Origin of the sequence: Curtobacterium sp. DN_7.5, assembly GCF_022655355.1 — a bacterium.
In the GTDB taxonomy this organism is placed as follows: domain Bacteria; phylum Actinomycetota; class Actinomycetes; order Actinomycetales; family Microbacteriaceae; genus Curtobacterium; species Curtobacterium luteum.
The window spans coordinates 854,146-870,113 of sequence record NZ_CP093378.1; the positions used below are offsets into that span (position 1 = coordinate 854,146).

Genomic DNA, 15,968 nt, shown 5'->3' on the forward strand with positions numbered 1-15,968 from the left:
GGACACCGACCGGCCTACACCCCCACGGCCGAGACCCGGCCCCACGCCGCTGAGCATGGTCGAAGACGACCCTGCCCGCGGGACCCAGTACCCTTGCTGCTCGGGCCGCCCGATCGGACGACCAGCAGCACGAACCACCACACCGGAGAGGCACCCATCGCCCATGGTGAGTTTCATCGCGAGACGGATCCTCGTCTCGGTCCTCATCCTCATCGCCGCGTCGTTCATCATGTACAACCTGGCGGCGATCGCGGGGAACCCCCTGCAGGACCTCCAACAGAGCAACTCGCCGAACCGTGAGCAGCTCATCGCCGCACGAGTCGCAGCGCAGCACCTCGACCTGATCCCGCCGCTGCGCTGGGGTCTGTGGATCAGCGGCGTCGGCAAGTGCGTCATCGGTCAGTGCGACCTCGGCGTGACGTTCCAGAACCAGCCGGTCGCCCAGCTGCTCCCGCAGGCCGTCGGTTCGACGATCCAGCTGGTGACGTTCTCGTTCGTCCTGGCGATCATCTTCGGCATCGGTCTCGGCGTCGTGACCGCGCTGCGCGTCTACTCGGGCTTCGACTACTCGATCACCCTGGTCAGCTTCTTCCTCTACTCGCTGCCGTCCTTCCTGATGGCCGTGCTCCTGAAGTCGTTCATCGCGCTCGACTACAACAACTTCCTCGTCGACCCGAGGATCCCGCCGGTCAACCTCGTCGTGATCGCCGTCGTCGTCGGTCTCGTCATCCAGTTGATCGTCGGCGGCATCCTGAAGCGTCGCCTGATCGTCTTCGCGGTCAGCGCGGTCGTGACCGCTGGCATGCTCCTGCTCATGCAGGCCACCGGCTGGTTCACCGACCCGTCGCTCGGCCCGGTCTTCGTGATCCTCTTCACCGCCGGCATCGGCCTCGCGATGGTGACGCTCCTCGCCGGTACGAAGAACCGTCGTGCATGGCTCACCGCGGGCATCAACGTGCTCGCCGCGATCATCGCGTACTTCGCGATCCAGGGCCTGCTGAACGTGTCGTCCGTCGGCACGATCGTCATCCTCGCGATCGTCACCGTGCTCGTCGGCCTCGCGTCGGGCTACTTCGTCGGCGGACACGACCGCGGGCTGATGATGCGCATCGGTGCGCTGACGGCGTTCCTCAGCGCCGGGGTCATCCTGCTCGACCGCTTCATGCGCTCGTGGATCGACTACACGCAGAACTACGTGTCGCGTCCGATCGCGACGGTGGGCTCGCAGACCCCCGGCCTGACCGGCGACATCTGGATCACCGGCATCGACACGTACACGCACCTGCTGCTGCCGACGATCTCGCTCCTGCTCATCAGCTTCGCGAGCTACACGCGGTACTCGCGGTCGGGCATGCTCGAGGTCCTCGACCAGGACTACGTCCGCACCGCTCGGGCGAAGGGCCTGCCGGAGCGCACCGTCATCGTGCGCCACGCGCTGCGCAACATGCTCATCCCGATCGCGACGCTCGTGGCGACCGACATCGGCGCGCTGCTCGGTGGCGCGATCATCACGGAGCGCGTCTTCGCGATCTCCGGCATGGGCAGCCTGTTCAACAGCGGTCTGTCCATCACGGACGTGAACCCGGTGATGGGGTACTTCCTCGTCATCGCGATCACCGCGATCGCCTTCAACTTCCTCGCCGACCTGGCCTACTCGGCCCTCGACCCGCGGGTGCGCGTCCGATGACCGCCGCCACGACGACGACCGTCGCCACGGCCGCGGTCACGGGACCCACCGACCAGGCGGACCTGCACCTCCAGGAGGACAACCGATGAGCACGATCCAGGGCGGCGCCCCGCTCGAACCCAACATCGGCGACGGCACGGACGTCGGCGAGACCCCCGGCTCGCACGAGAAGCGCGTCGGCGAGAGCCAGGGACGGATCATCCTCCGTCGCTTCCTCGCCAACAAGCTGGCCGTCATCGCACTGATCGTCTACCTGCTCGTGCTGGTGTTCGCCGTGTCAGCGGTCGGCCTCGGCCCGATCCCCGGCTGGTGGCACTACTCGTACAAGGCGCTCGAGGACCTGCAGAACGGCGGCGCGCCGACGGCGGACCACCCGTTCGGGCAGGACCGCATCGGCAAGGACTACTTCGCGCTGACCATGCGCGGCATCCAGAACTCCGTGCTCGTCATGATCGTGATCGGCCTGTTCGCCACGTTCATCGGCGTCGTGATCGGCGCCATCGCGGGCTACTTCCGCGGCACCGTGGACGCCGTCCTCATGCGCATCACCGACATCTTCATCGTCATCCCCGCGATCGTCATCGGCGCCGTGGTCGGCAAGACGGCGAACGGTCTCGGCGCGTGGGGCCTCGCGCTCCTGCTCGGCCTGGTCTCGTGGATGGTCATCGCCCGTCTCGTGCGTGCGGAGTTCCTCTCGCTCCGCGAGCGCGAGTTCGTCGAGGCGGCCCGGGTCGCCGGCGCGTCGGACGCCCGGATCATCTTCCGGCACATCCTCCCGAACGCCATCGGCGTCATCATCGTCTCCGCGACGCTGCTCATCGCCTCGGCGATCCTGCTCGAGACGGCGCTGAGCTACCTCGGCTACGGCATCAAGGCGCCGGACTCGTCGCTGGGTCTGCTCATCAGCCAGAACCAGTCCGCGTTCCAGACCCGCCCGTACCTGTTCTGGTGGCCCGCGACCTTCATCGTGCTGCTCGCGCTCTGCGTGAACTTCATCGGTGACGGCCTGCGCGACGCCTTCGACCCGCGCTCCAAGCGGTTCAGCCTCCGCAAGACGCGCGAGCCGCAGAACACCTCCGGCTCGGAGATGATCAGCGCGTGACGTCCGCCGCCCTCCTAGCGCGCCGCGATCGCGAACCAGCCGCCGACGGCGGTCGCCGCGAGCAGCACGATCGACGCCCAGTGCAGTGTGACCGGCACGCGCACGGCGTCGGCCGTGCCGAGCTCGATGGCGCCGCGTTCGCGCAGCTGGTCCCAGCGGTGGCGGACGAGGTAGGCGGCGTCGCCCGACGCGGTGGACAGCAGGTCCCCGGCCCGGCGTCCGCCGTCGCCGGTGTCCGGGACGCTGCGGCCGTGTCGCTGCTCCTGACGCCTCGCGAGTGCCACTCCGGCACGACCGGGCGCCGGGGCGGCCCAGACCGACACGCGCCGGCTCGGGGTGACCAGGCTCAGGGCGAAGCGCGTGTCGACGTGCACGAGCGCCGCCCAGGGCACGCGCACGGTGTGGAACACGTTGACGACCTCGACGCCGTCGTCGTCGACCGTCATGCGCGGACGCCAGAGCGCGACCCAGCCGAGCGCGACGCCGAACAGCGTCGGCACGACCGCCAACGCCCGGGCCGTCCAGGTCCGGTCGGTCAGGACGGTCGTGACGAACAGCAGGGCCACGATCAGCCAGAGCGCGACCGCGAGTCCGCGGTTGAACCTGGACACGAACACATCGCGCGTCGACGGGGAGGCAGGCATGCCTCCATCGTCGCAGGTCCGGGCCGTGCGGCCCGACGCCTGTCGCCCCGTCGTCGCCTCACCAACACCACCCACGCGGCCGCCACGAGCGGTCGGGAAAGGACCGGACGTCGTTGAGCACGCCCGCCTCCGCGGCCACCACCCCGGCCGCCACCAGCACCCCCGTCGTCAAGGTCTCCGGACTCGACGTCGACTTCGCGGTCGACGACGTCTGGACCCCCGCGGTCAAGCACCTCTCGTACGAGATCCACTCCGGTGAGGTCCTCGCGCTCGTGGGCGAGTCCGGCTCGGGCAAGTCCGTGAGCTCGATGTCGATCCTCGGCCTCCTGCCCCGCAACGCCCGCGTGAACGGCTCGATCGAGTTCAACGGCAAGGAGCTCCTCGGGCTCCGGTCGGCGCAGCTCCGGGAGTACCGCGGCAAGGAGATCGCGGTGATCTTCCAGGAGCCGATGACGGCCCTGAACCCGGTCTTCACCGTCGGGTCCCAGATCGTCGAGACGCTCCGCATCCACTACGGCATCTCGCCGAACGAGGCCAAGGACCGCGCCATCGAGCTGCTCACGCTCGTGGAGATGCCGGACCCGCAGAAGGCGTTCAACTCGTACCCGCACCAGCTCTCGGGCGGTCAGCGGCAGCGCGCGATGATCGCGCAGTCGATCTCCTGCGACCCGAAGCTCCTCATCGCGGACGAGCCGACCACCGCCCTCGACGTCACCGTCCAGGCGGAGATCCTCGACCTCATCCGCGACCTCGCCGGCAAGCTCGGCAGCGCGGTCCTCCTGATCACGCACGACATGGGCGTCGTCGCCGACCTCGCGGACCGCATCGTCGTCATGCAGCAGGGCGTGGCGGTCGAGACCGGTACGGTCCGCGACGTCTTCGCGGCGCCGCAGGACGAGTACACCCGCACGCTGCTCGACGCCGTGCCCCGCCTCGGTCAGGCCGGCGACACCGTGATCGACCTCACCGAGACCCTCGAGTCGGTGGTCGAGAGCGACGCACCCGTGCACGTGGGGGAGACCCTCACCCACACGGACGTCGTGCAGACGCTCGGGCCGGCGGTGCTCGAGTTCTCGAACGTCGTGATCGAGTACCCGGGCCGCGGCCGCGTCAAGGCGTTCCGGGCCATCGACGGCGTCGACCTGTCCGTGCACGAGGGTGAGGTCGTCGGCCTCGTGGGCGAGTCCGGTTCCGGCAAGTCCACGCTCGGACGTGCCGCGATCGGCCTGCTGCCGATCACGTCGGGCGGGCTCGAGGTCACCGGCATCGACCTCTCGAAGCCGACCCGATCGCTCGTCCGCCAGGTGCACCAGAACGCCGGCATCGTCTTCCAGGACCCGTCGTCGTCGCTGAACCCGCGCATGACGATCGGACAGTCGATCGGGGAGCCGCTGCTCCTCGGCAAGGGGATGAAGGGACGCGAGCTCGAGCGGGAGGTCGAGTCGCTGCTCGAGGCGGTCCGGCTCCCCACGTCGTACTCGACGCGCTTCCCGCACGAGCTCTCCGGCGGCCAGAAGCAGCGCATCGGCATCGCCCGCGCGCTCGCCCTCCGGCCGAAGCTGCTCATCGCGGACGAGCCGACCTCGGCGCTCGACGTCTCGGTGCAGGCGACGGTGCTCGAGCTGCTCAAGGACCTGCAGCGCGAGTTCCGGTTCGCGTGCCTCTTCGTCACGCACGACCTCGCGGTCATCGACGTGCTGGCCGACCGCATCGCGGTGCTCCACCACGGCCACCTGGCCGAGGTCGGCACGCGTGACCAGATCCTCCGCGACCCGCAGGACCCGTACACGCAGCGCCTCATCGCCGCCGTGCCGCTGCCGGACCCCGACGTCCAGCGCGAGCGTCGCGAGCTGCGGCGGCAGATCCTCGCCGCCGGCTCGGACGAGTAGGCCTGCAGGGCGACACGACCGACCGCGCCCCTCGACACCCTCCGGTGTCGAGGGGCGCGGTCCGTCCGGGCCCCGGCACCGGTCGCACTCGGTGCGTGCCGGGTCGGCCTGGAGGCACGGTGTGCGCCCGCCTCGCCGGGCCCGCCCGCCTCGCCGGGCCCGCCCGGCTCGGGGACGCGCCGAGCGCTGCGTGGCCGCGAGCGCTGCGTGGCCGCGAGCGCTGCGTGGCCGCGAGCGCTGCGCGACCGCTAGAGCTGCGCGGCCGCCATCGCCCCGACGAACCCGAGCACGACCAGCGCGAGGACGGACCAGCCGTGCGCCCGGTGCACGATCGGCGCAGCGGTGACGCTCGCCGGGGGCGGGCCGTCCTGCTCGACGACCGCGGGGACCATCGCGCGCACCTCGTCGGCCGCAGCCTCGACGCTGAGCCGGACCGTGCCTCCAGGCCGGAGGGAACCGAGCCGGGCCGTCGGCCGCGTCGCGATCCAGGTGCGGCGCACGCCCTCGCTCGAGACGACCTCGAGCCCGTACTTGGTCCGGACGTCGGTGACGCGCCGCCAGGCGTAGGTGCTCTCGCGACGGACGTCGACGATGCGGAGCGCCTCAGGGGTGAGCACGATGCGCGGGCGCCAGAGCACGGCCCAAGCGAAGAACATGATGAAGAGGCTCGGGAGGGGCGCCAGCCAGGGGGAGCCGTCGCCGACGACCGCGAGGGGGACGAGCGCGACGGACACGGCCCACAGCGCGACGGCGAGGACGCGCATCCCGGGCGCGACGATGATGGTCACACACACAGCGTAGGAGAGTGTTCCGAGAGCGCCTCCCCGGAGACATCCGGGGAGCGGGTGTGACACACCGGCGCGTATCTCCGGATGACCCGATTCTCCGGGGAGGCAAGTCCAACGTGGACCTCTCGTTGCGCCAATCGTCCCCGCACCCCCGTTCGGGTGTCAATACCCCAAGCTGGGAGATTCCGGAGACCGACACGCCGTCAGCCGACGAGTTGCTCGATCTGCTCGCGGATGACCTCCGCCTTCGGGAAGCGCAGGCCGACCATGCCGACGTGCCGCCAGCGCACGATCCCGTCGGGTCCGATGACGAACACCGAGCGCCGGAGGCCGATGCCCGGTGCACGGACCCCGTAGGACCGGACGACCGCGCCGGACGGGTCGCTCAGGAGCGGGAAGGTCAGCGACGAGCCCCGCGCGAAGGACTCGTGGGAGTCGAGCGCCTGGGGGCTGATCCCCCACACGACGGCGCCGAGTTCGTCGAAGTCGTCGAGCTCCTCCTGGTAGCTGCACAGCTGTGCGCTGCACACGGGGGTCGCGTCGCCCGGGTAGAAGGCGAGCACGACGGTGCGGCCGATCTGCGCGGACAGGTCGTAGACGCCGTCGGTCCGACTGCCGTCGCGCACGACGGTGCCGGCCAGGCTGAAGACCGGCGCTGGTTCGCCGACCTCGGGGATGCTCATGTGCTCACGGTACGGCCGTGGATCGGCGACCTGGCCGCGGATCGCTGTGGATCCGCTGTGTGCGCCCAGAAGTGGGGTGCACGTGGTCGGTGAGGACGCTGACGCTCGAACGGGGGAGTCCGCGCCCGGGAACGCTGCCGAGGACGAGCGTCGACGGTCCGGTCGTCAGCGGAAGAGCTGCGGGAACGCCGCTGCCACCCACGGGTAGCCGACGAACACCACTGCGTCGAGCAGGCAGTGTGTGATGACGAGGGGGAGGAGCCGACCCCACTTCGTGTAGATCCACCCGAACACGATGCCCATGACGGCGTTCCCGACGAACGCGCCGAAGCCCTGGTAGAGGTGGTAGCTGCCGCGCAGCACCGCGGTGGACAGGATGACCTGCCACCGCCCCCAGCCGAGCCCGCCGAGCCGTTCGTAGAGGTACCCGATGACGATGACCTCCTCCTGCAGGCCCGACCGCACCGCCGAGAGCAGCAGGACCGGGATCGTCCACCAGTACGAGTCGAGCGCCGCCGGGTCGACGTTCACCGTGAAGCCGAGTGCGCGTCCGGTGAAGTAGAGCGCGAGCCCGGGGATGCCGATGCACAGCGCGATGAGGGCCGCGCCGCCGAGGTCCGGCCGCACCCGGAACCGGTCGATGCCGAGCCGGCCCAGGTGCGGGCGGGTCGTGCTCCACAGGAGGTAGCAGACGAGCGCCACCGGGGCGAGGTCGACCGCGATGCCGACGAGCTGTCGGGCGAGGTCGACGTACTGGACGGTCGTCGTCGACTGGTTGAGGGCCGTGGACTGCTGTCCGAGGGGTGTGGTCTGCGACAGGTCGTCGATGATCTGCAGGATCGAGTACAGCGCGCTGCCGCCGAGCGACAGCAGCAGGACGATCGTGATCTCGGTCCACGTTCGCCGTCGGCTCATGGTCTGTACTCCTGCTGCTTGCGACTTACCGGTAGACTGGCGTGTCGGGCGTTCTGCCCACCTCCGGGCAGTGCCACCACGGCGCACGCGCCGCCGTCGGCCGCCCGATCTTCTTCCGAACACCAAAGGATGTCCTGTATGGCGCTCGCCACCCGGTCCGACCTGCGCAACGTCGCCATCGTGGCACACGTCGACCACGGCAAGACCACCCTCGTCGACGCGATGCTCACGCAGACCAACTCGTTCGACGCCCACTTCGAGGGCGAAGACCGGATGATGGACTCGAACGACCTCGAGCGCGAGAAGGGCATCACCATCCTCGCGAAGAACACCTCGGTGCTCTACAACGGGAAGCACGCCGAGGAGTTCAACCCGGGCGGCCGCATCACGATCAACGTGATCGACACCCCCGGCCACGCCGACTTCGGTGGTGAGGTCGAGCGCGGCCTCTCCATGGTCGACGGTGTCGTGCTGCTCGTCGACGCGTCCGAGGGCCCGCTGCCCCAGACCCGCTTCGTGCTGCGCAAGGCCCTCGCCGCGAAGCTCCCGGTGATCCTGCTCGTCAACAAGACGGACCGCCCGGACTCCCGCATCGACGAGGTCGTCTCCGAGTCGCAGGACCTCCTGCTCGGCCTGGCCTCCGACCTGTCGGACGAGGTCGACGACCTCGACCTCGACGCCATCCTCGACGTCCCGGTGGTCTACGCCTCCGGTCGCGCCGGTGCCGCGTCGCGCACCAAGCCCGCCGACGGCAGCCTGCCGGACAACGAAGACCTCGAGCCGCTGTTCGAGGCGATCCTCCAGCACGTGCCGGCCCCGACGTACGACGACGAGCACCCGCTCCAGGCACACGTCACGAACCTCGACGCCTCGCCGTTCCTCGGCCGCCTCGCGCTGCTGCGCATCTTCCACGGCACGATGAAGAAGGGGCAGACGGTCGCGTGGGTCAAGCACGACGGCTCCGTCCAGAACGCCCGCATCACCGAGCTGCTCATCACGAAGGCCCTCGACCGCTACCCGGCCGAGTCCGCGGGCCCCGGTGACATCGTCGCCGTCGCCGGCTTCGAGGACATCACCATCGGCGAGACGCTGACCGACCCCGAGGACGTCCGCCCGCTGCCGACCATCACGGTCGACGACCCGGCGATCTCGATGACGATCGGCACGAACACCAGCCCGCTCGTCGGCAAGGTCAAGGGCCACAAGCTCACCGCGCGCATGGTGAAGGACCGCCTCGACCGCGAGCTCGTCGGCAACGTCTCGCTCAAGGTCCAGGACATCGGCCGCCCGGACGCCTGGGAGGTCCAGGGCCGCGGTGAGCTGGCGCTCGCCATCCTCGTCGAGCAGATGCGTCGTGAGGGCTACGAGCTCACGGTCGGCAAGCCGCAGGTCGTCACCAAGCGCGACGAGAACGGCAAGCTCCTCGAGCCGTACGAGCACATGACGATCGACACGCCGGAAGAGCACCTCGGCGCCATCACCCAGCTCATGGCCGCCCGCAAGGGCCGCATGGAGAACATGGTGAACCACGGCACCGGGTGGATCCGCATGGAGTTCATCGTGCCGTCGCGCGGCCTCATCGGCTTCCGCACCTCGTTCCTCACCGAGACCCGCGGCACCGGCATCGCGAACGCGATCTCGCACGGCTACGGCGAGTGGGCCGGCCCGATCCAGACCCGCATCAACGGCTCGATCGTGTCCGACCGTTCCGGTGTCGTCACGCCGTTCGCCATCACGAACCTCCAGGAGCGGATGACGTTCTTCGTCAACCCGACGGAGGAGGTCTACGAGGGCATGGTCATCGGCGAGAACTCGCGCGCCGACGACATGGACGTGAACATCACGAAGGAGAAGAAGCTGACGAACATGCGTTCGTCGACGGCCGACACCTTCGAGTCGATGACCCCGTCGCGGCAGCTGTCGCTCGAGGAGTGCCTCGAGTTCGCCCGCGAGGACGAGTGCGTCGAGGTCACGCCGGACGCCGTCCGCATCCGCAAGGTCGAGCTGGACGCGCAGGCCCGCCAGCGCGCGTACGCCCGCCTCAAGCGCCAGGACGCGTAGGCACGTCGCGTAGGCCCGTCGCGTAGGAGCGTCGCGTCAGCATCAGCATCAGCCTGGAGGCCCGTCCTCCGTCCGTCGGCCCGGTCACCTCGTCGAGGTGGCCGGGCCGTCGGCGTCCCACGGCTCGGTTGTACGGTGGACGGGTGACGTTCGATCTGCTTGCCATCTACCAGGACCTGCACGCACACCCGGAGCTCGGCTTCCAGGAGACCCGGACGGCGGGGGTGATCGCCGAGCGGCTCGCGGAGCTGTCCGGCGTCGAGGTCACGACGGGCGTCGGCGGCACGGGCGTCGTCGCGGTCCTGACGAACGGCGAGGGACCGACCATCTGGCTCCGCGCCGACATGGACGGGCTGCCCGTGCAGGAGCGCACCGGTCTGCCGTACGCGAGCGAGCACACCGGCCAGGACGAATCGGGCGCCACCGTGGCGACGATGCACGCCTGCGGCCACGACATCCACGTCACGTGGCTGCTCGGCACGCTCGAACGCCTCGTCGCGACGACCGACGAGTGGCACGGCACGGTCGTCGCGGTGTTCCAGCCGGCGGAGGAGGTCATCTCCGGAGCCCGCGCGATGATCGACGACGGGCTCGTCGAGCGCTTCCCGCAGCCCGACGTCGTCCTCGGTCAGCACTCCGCACCCGCACCGGTCGGCACCGTCGCGGTCGGCTCCGGGCCGGTCATGGCGTCGAGCGACCGGCTGACCGTGACGTTCACCGGCCGCGGGGCGCACGGCTCGGCACCGCAGGCGTCCCTCGACCCGATCGTCACCGCCGCATCCGCGGTGGTGCGGCTGCAGACGGTCGTCGCGCGCGAGGTCGCACCGAGCGACGCGGGCGTCGTCACCGTGGGCTCGTTCCACTCCGGGACCCGCGCCAACATCATCCCGGACCAGGCGGTCATCGAGATCTCGACGCGCGCCCGGAACGAGGAGACCCGCGCCCGGATCATCAGCTCGATCGAGCGGATCGTCCGCGCCGAGAGCGAGGCGGGCGGCCTCCCGGCGCCGACCATCGAGCGCTCGCCGGGAGCGGACGTGCTCGTGAACGACCCGGAGCAGGCGGCGAAGGTCCTCGCGGCCGTCGGTGCCGCGGTGCCGAACGCGATCGACCTCGAGTCCGGCCTCGCCATGGCGTCCGAGGACGTCGGCCAGCTGGCCACCGCCGCGGGCGTGCCGATCGTCTACTGGTTCACCGGCATCACCGACCCGGAGCTGTTCCGCACCGGCCGGGACATCCCGAGCAACCACTCGCCGTTCTACGCACCCCAGGCCGAGACGGCGATCCCGGTCGGCGTCGACGCGGCGGTGGCCGCGGCGCGCGCGTACCTGGCCTGACCGCCGCCGGACGGGAGGTTCACAGCGAACACGCGCCGGGCCTCCCGTCGGACCATCTATGGTGCTGCGCATGCGTACCCCGACCCGCACCCTGATCGCCGCCGTCGCCGCCGGCATCGCCCTCGCCGGGCTGAGCGGCTGCTCGTCCGAGTCCGTCAAGCAGACCACCGACTTCGGGTCGAGCGTCGCGTCGGGCGTGTCCGAGACCGTCAAGGGCATCGACGGCAAGGCGATCCAGGACGGCATGGCCTCGGTCGCCGGGGGCATCGACGGCGCGCTGGACACGGCGCTCAAGGGAGCGAAGGTGACCTCGGACGGGCAACTCCCGGACGGGTTCCCGACGACGGACGTCCCGCTCGTCGACGGCACGGTCCTCGGCGGAGGAGCGGGTCCGGACGGCTCCGGCTGGGTCGCCCAGGTCCGGGTCGGGTCGGTCGACGGGTTCCAGGCCGCGGCCGACGCCCTCACCGGTGCCGGGTACACCGAGTCAGTGCAGCGGGCGGACTCGACGAGCGCGTTCGGCCTGTTCCGGAGCGACGGGTACCGCGTCGTCCTGACCGTCGCGAAGACCGACGCCGGGGTCACCGCGACCTACATCGTGACCCCGCGCTAGGGCGTTCCCGTACGCTGGTCCCCGATGTCCGAGGCCCCCGTCACCCGCCCAGAGCGCGTCCTGTTCGTGCACGCCCACCCCGACGACGAGACCCTCGTGTCGGGCGGGACGATCGCCACCCTGCTCGAGCTCGGCGCCGAGGTCACCGTCCTCACGGCGACCCGCGGCGAGCGGGGCGCGATGCTCACTCCCGAGCTCGCGCCGCTCGAAGGCGACGGCCCCCGCGTCGCCGCCCACCGCGAGGGCGAGATCGCAGCGGCCCTGGCCGCGCTCGGCTCTCCGGCGCACCGCTGGCTCGGGGGACCGGGAGCGCGCCCGACCGACCTGCCCGAGCGTCGGTACGCCGACTCGGGGATGCAGTGGGGACCGGACGGTCGTGCGACGGCCGCCGACGACGCCCCGGCGGACTCGCTCACGATGGCCGACCTCGGCGAGGTCGTGGATGACGTCCGCGCCGCGATCCGTTCGACGATGGCGGACGCCGTGGTCAGCTACGCGGACGACGGCGGCTACGGGCACCCGGACCACGTGCGGGTGCACCACGCGGCCCGGTACGCCGCGAAGGCCGAGGAGGTCCCGTTCTCGATGATCGTCGACCCGGACTCCGGGCTCGCCGACCTCACCGTCGACGTCGCGCCGGTCCGGGCCAAGGTCCGCGCCGCCCTCGAGCAGTACCGGTCGCAGCTGACGGTCGACCCGGTCGACCCCGCCGACCCGACCGCGCTGTCGTGGGTGATGCCGCACGGTGAGCGGCAGGTCGCCCCGGCGGTCGAGGCCTTCCGGCACGACGCGGACGCGGTGCCGCCGACGCCGCAGACCTTCGCGGAGTTCACCCCGCAGGGCAAGGCCACCGCGGTCGTCGTGTCGTTCGTGCTCGGACTCGTCGCGGGAGGCCTCGGCTCCGTCACGCACCAGCAGACCATCGGCACGTTCCCGATCGGGGCGTTCCTGCCGACGCTCGTCGTGGTCGGGCTGCTCGCCGGACTCCGACTGCTGTCCCGGTCGCGGGTGCCCGTCGTGGCGGCCTGGCTCGGCATCGCGATCGCCACGACGTTCCTCCTCCAGCTCGTCCTCGCGAACACCGCGGGCTACGTGTGGATGATCGCGCCGACCGCGGTGGCGTTCGTCGTCCTCGTCTGGCCGGACTTCGGCGACACCCGTCGTCCCACTCGCGGCGGCGCCCGGCTGTCCGGACCTGCCCAGGGCCGTGAGTAGACTCGACCCGTGACGTACGTGATCGCTCAGCCCTGTGTGGACGTCAAGGACCGCGCCTGCATCGACGAGTGCCCGGTCGACTGCATCTACGAGGGCGACCGCTCGCTGTACATCCACCCCGACGAATGCGTCGACTGCGGAGCGTGCGAGCCGGTCTGCCCGGTGGAGGCGATCTACTACGAGGACGACCTCCCCGAGGAGTGGGCCGACTACTACAAGGCCAACGTCGAGTTCTTCGAAGAGGTCGGCTCGCCCGGCGGCGCCGCGAAGGTCGGCGTGATCCACAAGGACCACCCGGTCGTCCTGGCCGAGCCCCCGCGCGGCTGACCCCGGTCCCGCACGTGGCGCTCGACCTCCCCGACTTCCCCTGGGACCAGCTCGTCCCGTACAAGCAGCGCGCGGCCGCGCACGAGGGCGGCATCGTCGACCTCAGCGTCGGCTCGCCCGTCGACCCGACTCCCGATCTCGTCCGTCGCGCGCTCGCCGAGGCCACCGACGCGCACGCCTACCCGCAGGTCGCCGGGACGCCCGCCCTGCGCGAAGCCATCGCCGCCTGGTACGGCCGCCGGCAGGGCGTGACGCTGACCGCGGACCAGGTGCTGCCGACCATCGGGTCGAAGGAGTTCATCGCGGGCCTCGCGCTCTGGCTCGGCATCGGCCGCGGCGACACCGTCGTGTTCCCCGAGGCCGCGTACCCGACGTACGAGCTCGGTGCCGCGCTCGTCGGTGCCACTGCGTTCGCCTCCGACGACCCTGCCGCGTGGCCCGCCACGACGAAGCTCGTCTGGCTGAACTCACCGGGGAACCCCGACGGGCGCGTGCTCGAGGTCGAGCAGCTCCGGGCAGCGGTCGGGCGTGCACGGGAGCTCGGTGCGGTCATCGTCGGCGACGAGTGCTACGCCGAGCTCGGTTGGGAGCCGCCGTACGACGCCGCTCCGACGCCGACCATCCTCGACCCCCGGGTCGTGGGCGACTCGCTCGCGGGTGTCCTCAGCGTCTACTCGCTCTCGAAGCAGTCGAACCTCGCCGGGTACCGTGCGGCGTTCGTGGCCGGCGACGCCGACCTGCTCGCGGACGTCCTCGCCGTCCGCAAGCACACCGGCATGATGCCGCCGCTGCCCGTGCAGCAGGCGATGATCGTCGCGCTCGAGGACGAGTCCCACGTGCAGCAGCAGAAGGCGCGCTACCGCACCCGGCGGAACATGCTCCGACGGGCACTCGACGGCGCCGGCTTCCGGGTCGACCACAGCGAGGCCGGGCTCTACCTCTGGGTGACGCGGGGCGAACCCGCGCTCGACACCGTCGCCTGGCTGGCCGACCACGGCATCCTCGTCGCTCCCGGCACCTTCTACGGCGCTGCCGGGGCCGAGCACGTCCGGGTGGCGCTCACCGCCACCGACGACCGGATCGCCGCGGCCGCGCAGCGGCTCGCGAGCGGCCGACGCGTGGGCCGGGTGGACGCGGACTGAACGGGGTCCGTCGGGCGGGTGTCGTGCCTCCCGTCCGGCGCGCACCACGTGGTGCGCTGCCAGCGCAATCCGTGGTTCCCACCAATCCCGGAGCACGGGGGTGTGCACGACCGACAGTGCGCGCGATTAGGCTGTCACCGTGACTGACACTGCCAACGACGCTCAGAAGACGGCCACACCGCCCACCACGCCCGTCCCCGTGAGCCCGGCTGCCGAGCAGCAGACCGCGACCGCGACGCTGACGTACCCGGGTGGCTCGGCGGAGTTCCCGATCCTGCCGAGCGTCGACGGTGCGTCCACGGTGGACATCTCGACCTTCAAGAAGCAGACGGGGATGAACACCCTCGACTACGGCTTCGTGAACACCGGCTCGACGAAGAGCGCGATCACGTACATCGACGGCGACCAGGGGATCCTGCGCTACCGCGGCTACCCGATCGACCAGGTGGCGTCGAACTGCACCTTCCTCGAGGTCGCCTGGCTCCTCATCTACGGCGAGTTGCCCACCGCGGACGAGCTGGAGTCCTTCGACGCGCGGATCCGGCGGCACACGCTGCTGCACGAGGACCTCCGTCGCCTGTTCGACGCCCTCCCGCACTCGGCGCACCCGATGTCGGTCCTCTCCAGCGCGGTGAGCGCCCTGTCGACCTACTACGAGGCCGACATGGACGTCGACGACCCCGAGAAGGTCGAGCTCCAGACCGTCCGGCTCCTCGCGAAGCTCCCGGTCATCGCCGCCTACGCGCACAAGAAGGCGATCGGCCAGGCGTTCCTCTACCCGGACAACTCGCTGTCCTTCGTCGACAACTTCCTCCGGCTGAACTTCGGCACCATGGCCGAGACCTACGTGCCGAACCCGGTGCTGTCGAAGGCGCTCGAGCGGCTGCTCATCCTGCACGAGGACCACGAGCAGAACGCCTCGACCGCGACGGTGCGCCTGGTCGGGTCGACGAAGGCGAACATGTTCGCCTCGATCTCGGCGGGCATCAACGCCCTGTACGGGCCGCTCCACGGCGGTGCGAACGAGGCCGTGCTCGAGATGCTCCAGCAGATCAAGGACTCCGGCGAGCCGGTGTCGCGGTTCGTCGAGCGGGTGAAGAACAAGGAGCGCGGCGTGAAGCTCATGGGCTTCGGGCACCGCGTGTACAAGAACTACGATCCGCGCGCGAAGCTCGTGAAGGAGTCCGCGCACGAGGTGCTCGAGGCCCTCGGCGTGCAGGACGACCTGCTCGACATCGCGATGGAGCTCGAGCAGATCGCGCTCGAGGACGAGTACTTCGTCAGCCGCAAGCTCTACCCGAACGTCGACTTCTACACGGGCATCATCTACAAGGCGATGGGCTTCCCGCCGCGGATGTTCACGGTGCTGTTCGCGATCGGGCGGCTGCCGGGGTGGATCGCGCAGTGGCGGGAGCTGAACAACGACCCGCTGAACAAGATCGGGCGTCCGCAGCAGCTGTACGTGGGGCACCCCGAGCGGGACCTGCCGGCGCGGTAGGCGTCGGGTGCGGTCCGGGGTCCGGGGTCCGGGGTCCGGGGTCGGTCGCGACACCCCGCTCAGGTCC

The 15,968-nt window shown here is 70.6% G+C and carries 14 protein-coding genes; 10 read left to right on the forward strand and 4 right to left on the reverse strand.

The genetic code is table 11. The features are described from left to right. The first annotated feature begins 163 nt into the window (after positions 1-163). Together MON03_RS04100 and MON03_RS04105 are read left to right on the forward strand one after the other, a co-directional pair. Positions 164-1,687: an ABC transporter permease gene (locus MON03_RS04100; RefSeq protein ID WP_204620474.1), complete on the forward strand. Its 1,524-nt coding sequence runs from the start codon at positions 164-166 to the stop codon at positions 1,685-1,687. 85 nt (positions 1,688-1,772) lie between these two features. Continuing rightward, complete coding sequence (locus MON03_RS04105; protein ID WP_022904759.1) at positions 1,773-2,789, forward strand: ABC transporter permease; 1,017 nt, start codon at positions 1,773-1,775, stop codon at positions 2,787-2,789. Positions 2,790-2,803: 14 nt separating this feature from the next. On the opposite strand, the gene MON03_RS04110 is transcribed toward MON03_RS04105, so the two are convergent. Further along, positions 2,804-3,400: a PH domain-containing protein gene (locus MON03_RS04110; protein ID WP_187289832.1), complete on the reverse strand. Its 597-nt coding sequence runs from the start codon at positions 3,398-3,400 to the stop codon at positions 2,804-2,806. 146 nt (positions 3,401-3,546) lie between these two features. Here MON03_RS04110 and MON03_RS04115 point away from each other — a divergent pair, with 146 nt between their 5' ends. Beyond that, positions 3,547-5,322, forward strand: coding sequence for an ABC transporter ATP-binding protein (locus MON03_RS04115; RefSeq protein ID WP_175328531.1), 1,776 nt, complete (start codon positions 3,547-3,549; stop codon positions 5,320-5,322). Positions 5,323-5,570: 248 nt separating this feature from the next. Here MON03_RS04115 and MON03_RS04120 read toward each other — a convergent pair whose 3' ends face one another. The 3 genes from MON03_RS04120 to MON03_RS04130 form a co-directional block, all read right to left on the reverse strand. Continuing rightward, complete coding sequence (locus tag MON03_RS04120) at positions 5,571-6,110, reverse strand: PH domain-containing protein (RefSeq protein ID WP_242090687.1); 540 nt, start codon at positions 6,108-6,110, stop codon at positions 5,571-5,573. Between the two features lie 203 nt (positions 6,111-6,313). Beyond that, complete coding sequence (locus tag MON03_RS04125) at positions 6,314-6,793, reverse strand: peroxiredoxin (protein ID WP_242090689.1); 480 nt, start codon at positions 6,791-6,793, stop codon at positions 6,314-6,316. Between the two features lie 165 nt (positions 6,794-6,958). Continuing rightward, entirely contained in the window at positions 6,959-7,708 is a 750-nt protein-coding gene (locus tag MON03_RS04130; protein WP_175328532.1) for a CPBP family intramembrane glutamic endopeptidase, read from the reverse strand. 138 nt (positions 7,709-7,846) lie between these two features. Between MON03_RS04130 and typA the strand changes: the two genes are divergently transcribed. From typA to MON03_RS04165, 7 genes are all read left to right on the forward strand, one after another. Further along, positions 7,847-9,769, forward strand: coding sequence for a translational GTPase TypA (typA, locus tag MON03_RS04135; RefSeq protein WP_175328533.1), 1,923 nt, complete (start codon positions 7,847-7,849; stop codon positions 9,767-9,769). Positions 9,770-9,912: 143 nt separating this feature from the next. Then, complete coding sequence (locus MON03_RS04140; RefSeq protein WP_175328534.1) at positions 9,913-11,106, forward strand: amidohydrolase; 1,194 nt, start codon at positions 9,913-9,915, stop codon at positions 11,104-11,106. A 70-nt stretch (positions 11,107-11,176) separates the two neighbouring features. Continuing rightward, on the forward strand, positions 11,177-11,719 hold the full coding sequence (locus MON03_RS04145) for a hypothetical protein (protein ID WP_242090691.1): 543 nt from the start codon (positions 11,177-11,179) through the stop codon (positions 11,717-11,719). A gap of 24 nt (positions 11,720-11,743) precedes the next feature. Beyond that, complete coding sequence (locus MON03_RS04150) at positions 11,744-12,934, forward strand: PIG-L family deacetylase (RefSeq protein ID WP_242090694.1); 1,191 nt, start codon at positions 11,744-11,746, stop codon at positions 12,932-12,934. A 9-nt stretch (positions 12,935-12,943) separates the two neighbouring features. Continuing rightward, entirely contained in the window at positions 12,944-13,261 is a 318-nt protein-coding gene (fdxA, locus tag MON03_RS04155) for a ferredoxin (RefSeq protein WP_071292706.1), read from the forward strand. Between the two features lie 14 nt (positions 13,262-13,275). After that, positions 13,276-14,403 carry a succinyldiaminopimelate transaminase gene (dapC, locus tag MON03_RS04160; protein WP_242090696.1) on the forward strand — a complete coding sequence of 376 codons (1,128 nt, stop codon included), beginning with the start codon at positions 13,276-13,278 and terminating at the stop codon, positions 14,401-14,403. Between the two features lie 199 nt (positions 14,404-14,602). After that, positions 14,603-15,901, forward strand: coding sequence for a citrate synthase (locus MON03_RS04165; protein WP_242091412.1), 1,299 nt, complete (start codon positions 14,603-14,605; stop codon positions 15,899-15,901). The last annotated feature ends 67 nt before the right edge of the window (positions 15,902-15,968 follow it).

Bases quoted from the DNA above. Each gene is read 5' to 3' on its own strand.
- MON03_RS04130 (WP_175328532.1), bottom strand. From the start codon at position 7,708: ATGAGCCGACGGCGAACGTGGACCGAGATCACGATCGTCCTGCTGCTG.
- MON03_RS04100 (WP_204620474.1), top strand. From the start codon at position 164: ATGGTGAGTTTCATCGCGAGACGGATCCTCGTCTCGGTCCTCATCCTC.
- MON03_RS04125 (WP_242090689.1), bottom strand. From the start codon at position 6,793: ATGAGCATCCCCGAGGTCGGCGAACCAGCGCCGGTCTTCAGCCTGGCC.
- typA (WP_175328533.1), top strand. From the start codon at position 7,847: ATGGCGCTCGCCACCCGGTCCGACCTGCGCAACGTCGCCATCGTGGCA.
- MON03_RS04105 (WP_022904759.1), top strand. From the start codon at position 1,773: ATGAGCACGATCCAGGGCGGCGCCCCGCTCGAACCCAACATCGGCGAC.
- MON03_RS04145 (WP_242090691.1), top strand. From the start codon at position 11,177: ATGCGTACCCCGACCCGCACCCTGATCGCCGCCGTCGCCGCCGGCATC.
- MON03_RS04150 (WP_242090694.1), top strand. From the start codon at position 11,744: ATGTCCGAGGCCCCCGTCACCCGCCCAGAGCGCGTCCTGTTCGTGCAC.